This window comes from Sinorhizobium sp. P24N7 (assembly GCF_042436655.1).
In the GTDB taxonomy this organism is placed as follows: Bacteria; Pseudomonadota; Alphaproteobacteria; order Rhizobiales; family Rhizobiaceae; genus Sinorhizobium; species Sinorhizobium meliloti_A.
Map to the genome: position 1 here is coordinate 1 of NZ_JBHMIW010000038.1, position 3,452 is coordinate 3,452.

A 3,452-nucleotide genomic window follows, 5' to 3' on the forward strand; every position below is an offset into this window, starting at 1 on the left:
CGAGCCCTTTATGAACTCAACATCGACATCATCTGCGCCAACACCCCGCAGGCCAAGGAGCAGACATCACGATGCACCTTGTTGGATTTGTTGAGCGTCAATTAACCGGGGTTGGCGGCTACCATATCGGCCGCCGACTCCTTTTGCGAGTCTGACGTTGCCCGGTGGCTCATACAGGTAGCGGTGGTTGGTAGCGTAGCGATGGCGCTTGAGAACACCATCGCGTCCGAGTTGGTGTACGGTTGTGGCGCTTACGCCAAATCGACGAGCCACTTCCTCGCCAGTTAGCATGCCGCTCTCGCGCAACCGTTCGAACCGGGTCTTCAGCCCATAGGCTCGACGAACGAGCATGACTTTCTTCAAGGTAAAAGCCTCACCGCGCCAGTTACGATGCCCGAGTGCGTTGAGACGACTGGCAATCTGCTGGTCATTGTCGGTCTCCAGCAGTTCGTTGATCAGTGCCACAACCGCTTCCGGGGTCTTGCGGATCACGGCCATGGGCCGGGGACGAGCTACTGCCAGACTTTGCGTGCGACCTCCGCGCCAGCGTATGTACATGTTGATCTTCTCGTCGACGAGCAGTGTCACGTCTTCGATGAGGAGACCAAGCATGCGTTTACGCTCGACCGGGCTCGTGCGCTCGTTGTTCCAGATGCGCGGAAAATCTGCGGCCAGCGCTCGGATCCGTTCCTGCATAGCGCCGTCCAGCAATGACTGGTCTGTCTCGTTCTGACGCTCATGTTCGCGCTGAAGCGTATCGAGGTCGCGAAGCTTGCCATTCCAGTCCGCTTCGAGTGCGTCGGCAACCAAGCGATTGTCGGGATCGACCTTCAGGTAGCGACGGCGTGCGAGTTCAGCCTCATACCGGGCGCGCTGTAACTGCTTGTCGCGCAGCGAGGCAGCTTGCTCGACACGTTGTGAGATCTCCTCCTGCACCGCAAGCGCGACCTCTATCGCCGTTGGTGCCATTGCTTCGAGCAGCAACGCGCTGACCGCTTCATCGATCGCTGGCCCTCTTGCCCATTGGCAAGCCTTGCCCGCGTGGCGCACGACGGCCTCGTTGCAGATGTAATAGGGACGAAGATTGCCCTCGAACTGTTCATAATGGACCCGCATGCGAGCGCCACAACGACCGCACAAAACTCTTCCTTGCAATAAGCCGTTGCCTTGGCGAGGCATACGACCCCGCAGGCCCGGAGAAAAACCGACTGCATTTTGTTCGAGACTTGTTTGATTGCGTTCGAACTCGTCCCATGAGATGTAGCCTTCATGGGCCTGAGGGATGAGCACCTGCCAGTCGGACCTCGGCATCTTCTGCTGTACGGACTTAAGCTTGGCATTGTAGACCGTGCGTGTGCGTCCGTATGCGAAAGCACCAGCGTATCGTGGATTGTGCAAAATCTGGATCACGCGAGAATGGTCGATCTCGCTCCACAGCACGTCGCCCTTGCCGATGCCGCGACGGATACGACGGGGAAACAGGATCTTCTCGCTGCGCAGGCGACGCACGACCGCACAGGCTGAGCCCACCTCCCGGAAGGTATCGAACAGCATGCGCACCGTGTCCTGGATCTGGCGATCCGGATCGAGCACCACGCGCATATCAGGCGTGTAGACCAGTCCGATCGGCAACGGCAACTCGAGCTCGCCACGACGCGCCTTGTTGAGAATGCCGCCTTGCAGTCGAGACTTCAGGATGTGGAGTTCGGCCTCGCTCATCGTGCCCTTCAGGCCGAGCAGCATACGATCGTTGAACGACGCGGCGTCGTAAACGCCATCTTCGTCCATGATGAGCGTGCGCGACATGGCGGCCAGTTCCAGAAGGCGATGCCAGTCAGCATTGTTGCGAGCCAGGCGAGATACTTCCAGCCCCAGCACGATCCCTGCGTGCCCCATCGCGACCTCGGTCACCAAGCGCTGAAATCCGTCGCGGTCCTGCGACTGTGCACCGGAAAGGCCGAGGTCGTTGTCGATGACGTGGACACGCTCAATCGGCCAACCCAGCGCCACCGCGTGGTCCCGCAGTGCATATTGCCGCTTCGTGCTCTCGGTGTTCTCGAACACCTGACGAAGAGAGGACTGGCGGACGTAGAGAAACGCATCGCGCCGCAGGTGATCGGCGCTAATCTTCATGGCATTATCAGTAGACATGGCTTCCTCCTGTCTCTGCTGCCAGCACCATATTGGCGAGCATGTGCACGAGCTGGCGATCGTGCGCGACCAGTGAAGTTGTCTTGAGCCGAGGCGTCGACTGCTGTCGCGCTATCGCGGATTGATGTGGTGCGATGAGCACTGCCAGGCCGCGCCACAGTCCGTGAAAGACGATGGCGCCCATGCGCCTCGCGCAAGCCGTGCCGCAAATAACATCGGCGCGGAGCGCTTCGTAAACATCCTTGCCGTTCTCCGACATGGCGATTGCGTGCGTCGGCTTGTCATCGTTTTTTTTTACGCGCCACCGCGCGTTCGATGCTGCGAGGATGGACGCTGATGCCCAGTCTCGCATGCACCAGGTCCGCCAGAGAACGGGCCTGCAGTTGGCCGTTCGCATCGAGATGCTCCTCGACGAGACGCATGACCTCGCCAGTAAGCTTGTGGGCTGACTTCGGCCCGCGGGTGCGCGGCAAGAGGCCGGACATGCCATCGCGCTCGAACGCGGCCTCCGCTTGATAGTAGGTCTGCCGAGACAGCCCGAAAAGCGCGGCCGCATCCGCTTTGTTGGTGCCGTCTTTGCGGGCGTGCCGAAGCATCTCATACTTCACTTGCACGAGATCGAGCGGATCAAAGAAACCTGCTTCCCGGAACCAGGGGGCGCGGACGCGCTCGGGCTTGGGGTTCAGAGCGCCCATCTGGCGCAGGCGATCGGGCTTGCTTTCTTTGGTCATGGGAGCCTCCTTTTGTAAGCTAAATTATGCCGCACAAAAATCGCACGTCAATTAAATTATATCTCTGTCGTCGCTGACATCCTATTAATGCAAGCGATATGCCCTTGATTCTGATCGATGGCATCGCGCGCGCGGCATAATTATCCTTACATGTGCGGCGTAATTTACTTGACGCCTCGTCACTCTTCCTGACGGCTCTTAATGCGGTCAATCAATGACGCCAGCGCCGACAGATCGTCTGGGCGGGAGAAGGACCGACCTGCAGCAACCTGACTGAACAGGTCGGCCTCATTGACATCGGTCCACGAGGCCGGCAGCGAACGCAACCGTCCTTGAGCGTCGTAGAACATGACGCGGTCTTCGCCCCAGTTCTGTTTGCGTGTCGACAGCACGAAGCGCAAGCCGCGCCACGGATGGAACGGGTGCGTGACCTCGAACTCTATGCGCGCTTGAGTGTCAGCACGAACTGCAGTCCGGGACTTGAAAGAAGGGACGCGTCGAGCGCGCCAACCAGACGCTGCAGGATCGCCTCGTCAAGGAACTGCGGCTGCGCGGCATCGACACGATCGC

4 protein-coding genes are annotated in these 3,452 nt (G+C 59.6%); all 4 read right to left on the minus strand.

Features of this window, described 5'->3' with window-relative positions; all coding sequences use genetic code 11:
• Positions 1 to 66: 66 nt before the first annotated feature.
• The 4 genes from ACFHWW_RS33655 to ACFHWW_RS33670 all read right to left on the minus strand — a co-directional run bounded on the left by ACFHWW_RS33655 (position 67) and on the right by ACFHWW_RS33670 (position 3,325).
• Complete coding sequence (locus ACFHWW_RS33655) at positions 67 to 2,151, minus strand: recombinase family protein (protein ID WP_379943662.1); 2,085 nt, start codon at positions 2,149 to 2,151, stop codon at positions 67 to 69.
• Complete coding sequence (locus ACFHWW_RS33660; RefSeq protein WP_013850832.1) at positions 2,141 to 2,410, minus strand: hypothetical protein; 270 nt, start codon at positions 2,408 to 2,410, stop codon at positions 2,141 to 2,143. The genes ACFHWW_RS33655 and ACFHWW_RS33660 overlap by 11 nt, the downstream gene beginning before the upstream one ends.
• 22 nt (positions 2,411 to 2,432) lie before the next feature.
• Entirely contained in the window at positions 2,433 to 2,882 is a 450-nt protein-coding gene (locus tag ACFHWW_RS33665; protein WP_379943664.1) for a helix-turn-helix domain-containing protein, read from the minus strand.
• Positions 2,883 to 3,061: 179 nt separating this feature from the next.
• The gene (locus tag ACFHWW_RS33670) at positions 3,062 to 3,325 is read right to left on the minus strand and encodes a DUF5372 family protein (protein ID WP_086018100.1); all 264 of its coding nucleotides are present in this window, start codon (positions 3,323 to 3,325) and stop codon (positions 3,062 to 3,064) included.
• Positions 3,326 to 3,452: the final 127 nt, after the last annotated feature.

Coding starts and splice junctions, on each gene's coding strand:
- ACFHWW_RS33655 (WP_379943662.1), bottom strand. CDS start 2,151: ATGTCTACTGATAATGCCATGAAGATTAGCGCCGATCACCTGCGGCGC.
- ACFHWW_RS33660 (WP_013850832.1), bottom strand. CDS start 2,410: ATGTCGGAGAACGGCAAGGATGTTTACGAAGCGCTCCGCGCCGATGTT.
- ACFHWW_RS33665 (WP_379943664.1), bottom strand. CDS start 2,882: ATGACCAAAGAAAGCAAGCCCGATCGCCTGCGCCAGATGGGCGCTCTG.